Source organism: Coleofasciculus sp. E2-BRE-01 (genome assembly GCF_040221695.1).
Taxonomy (GTDB): domain Bacteria; phylum Cyanobacteriota; class Cyanobacteriia; order Cyanobacteriales; family Coleofasciculaceae; genus Coleofasciculus.
In genome coordinates this window covers 1-7,062 of the sequence record NZ_JAVKEA010000260.1, presented here as the reverse complement: position 1 = coordinate 7,062, position 7,062 = coordinate 1, and the positions used below count along the sequence as shown (strand labels likewise).

The following is a 7,062-nucleotide window of genomic DNA, read 5'->3' as shown; positions in this document are numbered from 1 at the left end:
ATTATTGCCAATCACGCCGTTAGATGTAGCCGAGTTATTAACGGGTTCAGCGGACAAGGTAGAGACGGGGGTTGATGTTACCGCATCGGGAGAAGTGCAACTGGCTGATTCTCCGATAACGCTGCCAAACGAAACAGGAGTCGCGATTATCTCTGGCACAATCGATGTTTCCACGATTGACGAAACCATTGTCGAAACCGTAGGGGCGCACTGCTGTGCGCCCTCCTCCTCACCCTCAATGGGCAATGAAATCAATGTTATTGGCAAAAAGGTAGGTTTAATTTCTGCCAATCTTGACGCCTCTGGTATCAATGGTGGCGGTACGGTGAGAATTGGAGGGGATTATCAAGGTGAAGGCACAATTCCCAATGCTGATATCACCTTTGTTAGCGAAGATTCAACCATTAATTCAAATGCTTTAACCCATGGGAATGGGGGACGAGTGATTGTTTGGGCAGATCAAATAACTCGCGCTTACGGTACGATTAGCGCCCGTGGTGGCGAAAATTACGGTGATGGTGGGTTTGTGGAAATATCGGGGAAAGAAAACCTAGTTTTCCGAGGTGTCGCTGATGTCGGTGCGGCGAATGGTGCGTCAGGAAATATTTTGTTTGATCCCAAAAACATCACGATTGCTGATGGAGGGATAGATGATGTAGCATTCAATGATACGTTTGGAGAAAAGCCAGGAAATGATGTAACTTTTGATGCAGACCTGATTAATAACTTAACGGGGACTGTCACCCTGCAAGCGAATAACGATATCACAGTTAATGAAGATATTAGTTCTGTTAGTATAAATACTCTAGAACTTCAAGCAGGGCGTAGTATTATTCTCAATGCCACGATTGACCTTGATGGTGGCAATTTTAGTGCGCTGATTAATGATGAAAATGCCCTTGCCAACTTTCGCGACGCGGGAACAGCTCAGTTTTTTATGAATAATGGGTCGCAGATTTTAACCAATGGTGGGAATGTCACCATTGAACATGGAACATTTGCAGGTACAAGCGTTGGTGAAATACGTCTAGAGGCAGCAACGATTGACTCTGGAACTGGCACAATTACCCTGACGGGGACAGGTAGAAATGGCACAGGAGAAGGAAACTCTGGTATTCAAATCCAAGAGAACTCAGTAGTATCATCCACGGGAATGGGTTCGATTATTTTAAATGGGACAGGTGGAAATGGAACCAATCAAAATTATGGAATAGGACTGTTGGCTAATTCCACAATCTCTGCTGAGAATGGGGATATCAGACTAACAGGTGTAGCTGGCGGTACGGTATCCAATAATACAGGTATTAAGCTTGATAATGCTTCAGTCGAATCGACGGGGACAGGGACTATTGTTCTAGAAGGTACGGGTGCGAACGGGATAAATATTAATCGAGGTATATCTCTCAGCGGTGGGAGTACCATCTCTTCAGTAGATGGCACGATTGACTTGACTGGTATTAGTGGTTCAGGAACGACTGGAAATGCCAGTGATGGTATTGTCCTGCGTAATAGCCTGGTAGAATCAACGGGAACAGGAAATATTAATTTTAATGGCACTGGAAGCTCAGGAGAATTATATTCAGCCGGAATAGAGATTCATGCCAACTCTACCGTCACTACCGTTGATGGAGATATCCGACTGACTGGACAAAGTGGAAGTGCTTCTAATCCTGATATGGACAATTATGGAGTGTGGATTGGTGAGCTAGCTACTGTTCCAGGTACTGTCAGAACAACAGGTACAGGTAATATTACTGTCGAGGGCAATCCTAACACCAATAGCAATAACACCATCGGAATTCTCGTAGACCCGCAAGGGTTGGTTGAAACAACCGGAACGGGTACGATTACTTTACAAGGAACTAGGACTGATAACAGACCCGATATTTTGGTCAAAGGGACAATCCAATCCAATAGTGGGGATATTTCTCTAATTGCTGATAGATTTCCTTTGGACACGGGCAATTTTTCGACGATCACAGGTTCTTTAAATTTACAGCCGTCAACTCCAGATCTAGATTTAGAAATTGGCGGAACAGGAGATGCAACTACTGTTTTCCTGAACACTGACGAATTACAAAGCCTCTCAACAGCTTTCACCACGATTGATATTGGTAATTCCAATAGTACAGGCACAATTACTTTAAATAGTAATTCAACATCCTATCCGATTAATATTATCGGCGGTTCAACCTTAGTCAGTGCCAACCAAAACACAACTTGGACTCTCACAGGCATCGACAAAGGTAAAATTAATGACTTAACCTTTGAAAATATCGGTAATCTTACTGGCGGCAATGCTGATGATACCTTTGTCTTTAGTGACGGTGCAACTATCACTGGCACGATTACTGGAAATGCCGGAACAGATACCCTCGACTACTCCGCTGTTACCACTCCTTTAACCGTAGACTTAGCGGCACTGGGGGCAGAAGACGTAGAAGGAGTGATTGGAAATGCTAATATTAATAGCAGCTTAATCGCCACAAATACCGTTAACACTTGGACAATTACCGATACGAATCAGGGAACCGTCAATGATATAGAATTTACCAACTTTTCCAACTTGACTGGCGGCAACTCAGACGATACCTTTATCTTCAACAATGATGCCAGCGTCAGTGGTAATTTAGATAGCAATACAGGCAATCTAACCTTGACTGGCGATGAAATTGATATTGCGGGAACGGTTTCCGGTACAGGGAACTTAATCATGCAACCTTTAACTCCCAGCCAAGACATTCAATTGGGGGGTGCTGATAGTGGAAATCCCGGTATTTTGGATTTAACCGCAACTGAGTTAACCCAATTGCAACCGGGATTTACCTCAATTACAATTGGACGCACTAATAGTAGTGGTGTGATTACCTTAGCGGGTGATACTCAGTTTAACGCTCCATTAACTTTACAATCCCCGACAGGTTCAGGTTCAATTGACACCCAAGGATTTAATCTGACCACACCCGATAATACCTCTATTACCTTACAAGCCAACCAAGACATTCGCACAGGCGATATTATCAATCCTGGTGGAAAAACTGAAATTACCAGTCTTGGCGGAGGTGAGATTAATCTGCTGATGAGTGGAAATTCTACCCTCTCCAATCCCAACCTATCCACAACTGAGGGTAATGTTACCCTAAACAGTCCCGGAATCATCACAGCTTTGGGTTCTGGATCAATTCAAACCCGTGGCGGCGATATTATAATCGAGGCGACTGAGATTAATCTGCCCACAATTAACTTAGATTCGAGTAACCCGAATGATACCGGAGGAAGGATTAACCTAACCGCGACTACCGGGGCAATTTCTACCCGTGATTTGAATAGTTCTGGACTCAGTGGTGGTGAGATTTCCTTAAATGCAATCACTGCGATTACTACAGAAAATATTAACAGCAGTGGTAGTATTAATGATGGGGGTGATGTCACACTTGACCCCAGTGGAGATATTCAAATTGGACACCTGAATGCTGAAGGTGGTAATAGTGGAATTGGCGGTACTGTAGAGATTACCACAGGGCAATTTTTCCGCGCTACCAATCGCTTCACCAATCGCAACAACATTCAAACCAGTCTTTCTACGGCGGGGGATAATGGTGGCGGTGCAATTACAATTCGCCATGGTGGGAATGGAGAAATTCCCTTTATTGTCGGAGATGCAACCACAAATGGAACAGTCGGGGCAATTTCCAGTGGTGACTTTACAATTAATTCAGGCGAATCTTTTCTCTTTACCCATACTGAAGGGAATCTGCAAATTATTAGTGTTGACCCTTCAGATGACGCCTCTCCTGATAACCCATCCTCTAATCCAGAGATTAATCCAGTTAATCTCCTAAAAATACCGGAAGACTTACCCCCCATACTGCAATCCCAAATTCCTGCCCTAGAATGGGATATTGTGGCAGAAGTAGAAGACTATTTTACCCGTCAGTATGAAGACTATTTTGGGCTTTTAGAGACTCCAATTATCACCCAAGCTCAATCTCAGGGCATTCTCCAGCGAATTCAACAAGCAACGGGAACTAAACCTGCACTATTGTACGCTGTATTTGTTCCCAGTAACGCCCCCTCACTCACGCCAAGCGCAGGAACAGATAATAAGGACAAAAAACCGGGAGAGGCTGAAACAGAACGTGACCGGAGTAAGGATCAATTAGAACTGATTATCGTTACCCCTGAAGGCACACCGATACGACGTTCTGTACCTGGTGCGACACGAGAAAAAGTTCTCAAGACAACTCAACAGTTGCGTCGTGCTGTAACCGATATTCGTATTCCTCGCCCTTACTTACCTGTAGCCCAACAACTCTATCAATGGTTAGTTGCACCCGTTGAATCAGAGTTAGAAACACAGGAAATTAATACCATTGCTTTTCTCGTGGATAGTGGTTTGCGTTCACTACCCATGGCAGTTTTACATGATGGAAATGAGTTTATATTGGAGAAATACAATATTAATTTAATGCCAAGTATCTCCTTAACAGATACTCGCTATGTAGATATGAGAAATCTGGATGTCTTGGCGATGGGGGCATCTGAATTTACAGATCAAAATCCCTTACCTGCCGTTCCAGTGGAATTATCGACAATTGCTGATCAATTATGGCAGGGGCAATCGTTTCTTAATTCCACATTTACTCCAGACAAGTTAAAAAGCATTCGGAATGAAACTCCCTTTGGCATTCTTCACTTAGCTACTCATGGTGAGTTTAAATCGGGTAAACCGGAAAATTCGTATATCCAGTTTTGGGATACTAAGCTATCTCTTGACCAAATCCGACAGTTGGGATTACATAACCCTCCTGTGGAACTGATGGTATTAAGTGCCTGTCGTACAGCTTTAGGTAATGAGGAGGCGGAGTTAGGATTTACTGGGTTGGCAGTACAAGCGGGAGTAAAATCAGCCTTGGGAAGTCTCTGGTATGTCAGCGATGAGGCGACGTTGGGATTAATGACTACCTTTTATTCCCAGTTAAAGCAAGTCCCGATTAAAGCTGAAGCATTGCGACAGGCACAGTTAGCGATGATTCGGGGTGAGGTGCGGATAGAAAAGGGTCAATTGGTGACTCCGAATCAGACTATTCCTTTACCACCCCAGTTAGCTGATTTACCGGATAGAGAATTGACGCATCCTTATTATTGGAGTGCATTTACTTTAGTGGGGAGTCCATGGTAAAAATTAGGACAAGGCAGAGGGCAGAAGGAAGGTTGCAAGGTGAAAGGAAATGATAAGCTGTCATGCATTTAAATTGGGTATTAGTAGCGAGCAAAATGCAAAGCCTGCGGCATGGCTTCGCTTAACGCACTACAAGGCTTTCGCCATTATTGACATTAAGGTTTAAATGCCGAACAGCTTATTATCGATGACGGAGGGCGGGTTTTGTTTAAAGGTTATCAGTGGGTATCACAATTAAACGGCTAAACCCGCCCCTACAATTAACCTTTCACGACATGACGGAGGGCGGGTTTTGTTGATAGGTTATCAGGAGGTATCAAGATGAAACGGCTAAACCCGCCCCTACAATTGACTATTCAACAAGCCTGACTTCTTACTTTTTCTTTTTCAATGCTTGCGCGATCGCACCTTCTAATTCTCGCTTACTCAACTCAGTAACAATGAACACTTCTTGAAATGTTTTACCAGAGCGAGCTATAATTTTATATCCACCGCGAATGGGTACAGACACTTTTAACTCTAAGCGAGGACGATGACTTCTCGCCCGTCCAATGACAGCCGGTGTAATCGTTTGAATCCCAGTATAGCTAGTGAGACGTTCTAGAACCGGAATCAACCCGGCTAAGTGAGTTGAGTGATTCCAAACCAGTCTACCGCCATTGGACTTACCCATGATATGTTTTTGTCTATCTAAATTGCATATTGATCAGTTTTGTGCAAAATCATTACCCCGTCTCCCAGACCTAGCATACTGCATCTCTACATTTATGCCGCCTCCAGGGGAGCCATGGTTAATCCAGCCCTACTTAGCTGTTGGTGATAGAGTTCAGCTTGTTCCTGAGGACCAACCCAAACAATGGCTTGACCTTCAAAGTGAACCTGATTCGTCAGTTTCCAAGCGTAATCGCTGTTCATTCCGGGAATATACTTCACCAAGCAGTCATGGACATGCTGAAAGGTGTTGAAATCATCATCGAGAACAATCACCTTATAGTTTGGATAAGGCTTGCGGGTAACTTGACGCGATTTTTCAGGAGCTTGAGTTGGTGCAGCAGATGTCGCTGAACGAGCTGCTGAAATTACCACAGTCATAGGGCTTGTAACAAAATTCTGCTAAAAAATTCAAAAACGTATCATTCTAGTTTACCGCAGTTTGGCATCAGTTACTCATATTCATCACGGAAGTCCACCAAAGAAAGCCATCAACCAGATAAAATCCGCCGATTAGCAAAAGCACAATACTGCCAAACCGAATAATTGCGTCAGAGTAGCCCAACAAAAAGCGGGTTTGTTTGACCAAACTGGTGAAGAGACTGGCGAAAAAAATGATCGCCGTGTAACCCAAGGCATAACACACCATTGCCAAGGTACTCTGAATCGGGGAACCTGTGGCTGCACCCGCCGTGAGAACGGCAAACATGACGGGGCTGGTGCAGGGAGAACTCACCAAGGCAAAGGTTACGCCAACGCCATAGGGTCCTGCGATCGCACCGTTAAAAGCCGTCTGAGGTAAGGGTAGGCGTATTATCCCCAACAGCATCAACCCCATGAGGATAATCACGGCACCGACAACAATCTGTACATAGCCCCGGAATTGAATCAGTATAGCCCCTGCCCAGGAGGAAAATAAACCAAACAGACTCAGCATGGTTACCACTCCCAGGACAAATAACCCTGCTTTGACCAAAGCATCCCGGCGAGAGGTAATTTCACGGGTGCCAATGTAACTCAGATTTACGGGTAAGCTGTTCGGCATTTAAATAGGGTATAATTAAAATAGGAAATCCGAAAAACGAAAAAAATATGCCAGCCAAAAATTATTTGAAACCCGCTCAAAAAGAAAAATTACAAGTTGCTCTAAAAACCGAGAAAAATGCAGA

General features: G+C 44.1%; 3 protein-coding genes and 1 pseudogene. 1 reads left to right on the top strand and 3 read right to left on the bottom strand.

Translation table 11 applies throughout. The features are described from left to right. Positions 1-5,182: CHAT domain-containing protein (locus RIG66_RS34220; RefSeq protein WP_446384633.1), on the top strand; the 5,182-nt coding region annotated here is incomplete at its 5' end. Positions 5,183-5,555: 373 nt separating this feature from the next. Here the strand turns inward: RIG66_RS34220 and RIG66_RS34215 are convergent. The 3 genes and pseudogenes from RIG66_RS34215 to RIG66_RS34205 all read right to left on the bottom strand — a co-directional run. Next, complete coding sequence (locus RIG66_RS34215; RefSeq protein ID WP_446384631.1) at positions 5,556-5,855, bottom strand: DUF2103 domain-containing protein; 300 nt, start codon at positions 5,853-5,855, stop codon at positions 5,556-5,558. A 92-nt stretch (positions 5,856-5,947) separates the two neighbouring features. Continuing rightward, entirely contained in the window at positions 5,948-6,274 is a 327-nt protein-coding gene (gene clpS / locus RIG66_RS34210; RefSeq protein ID WP_446384629.1) for an ATP-dependent Clp protease adapter ClpS, read from the bottom strand. Between the two features lie 67 nt (positions 6,275-6,341). Then, a pseudogene (locus RIG66_RS34205) lies at positions 6,342-6,926 on the bottom strand (cytochrome c biogenesis protein CcdA); the annotation flags it as partial. Positions 6,927-7,062 lie beyond the last annotated feature (136 nt).

What these genes read in the sequence shown, in the direction of transcription:
- clpS (WP_446384629.1), bottom strand. Translation starts at nt 6,274, where the DNA reads ATGACTGTGGTAATTTCAGCAGCTCGTTCAGCGACATCTGCTGCACCA.
- RIG66_RS34215 (WP_446384631.1), bottom strand. Translation starts at nt 5,855, where the DNA reads ATGGGTAAGTCCAATGGCGGTAGACTGGTTTGGAATCACTCAACTCAC.